Annotated in this window: 2 rRNA genes; both read left to right on the top strand. The window is 42.4% G+C overall.

Annotation, left to right across the window (positions count from 1 at the left end):
- A 16S ribosomal RNA gene (locus J7W16_RS21825) occupies positions 1-73 on the top strand; the annotation flags it as partial.
- 555 nt (positions 74-628) lie between these two features.
- Positions 629-726 (top strand): 23S ribosomal RNA (locus J7W16_RS21820); the annotation flags it as partial.

Here is a 726-nt window from a genome sequence, read left to right as displayed (position 1 = left end):
GGTGGGACAGATGATTGGGGTGAAGTCGTAACAAGGTAGCCGTATCGGAAGGTGCGGCTGGATCACCTCCTTTCTATGGAGTATTTACTCTAGTCGACAGACAACTTTGGTTGTTTGCGCTTGGTCTTTTGTTCAGTTTTGAGAGGACTCAAAAACTCTCTAAATAAATACTTTTGCTCCTGCGTCTACGAGTATGGCTACGAAGGTGGCTTCCTCGGAGCAAGGCAGCATGAAGTGTTAACTGAAAGTGTTACATGATGTGATTGAAGTCAGTAGCCTTGTTCAGTTTTGGAAGAATTCATTTTCTTTCAAACAAATTGGTAGATTTTACGTCTATCAAATGGTTCTAACTGGTGTTATGATAAGTAACCCAGTAAGAAATGGTCTTTGAAAACTAGATAATGCAAGAGAAACAATATAGTAAGTTTACCGGAATCTTATTTTAAGAGAAGGTCAAACGAGCTAGTCGAGAATTCATAAAAACGAACTTTATTGATCGTTTTTGACAAAGAGATTCGAGCAGTTCGAGGAAACGAGTGGTCGAAGGAATGGAGCGTAATTCATTACGTGACATGACCGAGATCCACGAAGTTGACGAAGGAATGCGAAGAAGATCTGCAGTCAAAATGGTTAAGTTAGAAAGGGCGCACGGTGAATGCCTTGGCACTAGGAGCCTAAGAAGGACGCGACGAACGGCGAAACGCCTCGGGGAGCTGTAAGTAAGCT

Source organism: Halalkalibacter suaedae (assembly GCF_017939705.1).
Classification (GTDB): domain Bacteria; phylum Bacillota; class Bacilli; order Bacillales; family Bacillaceae_D; genus Halalkalibacter; species Halalkalibacter suaedae.
This window is presented reverse-complemented; position numbering and strand designations above follow the sequence as displayed.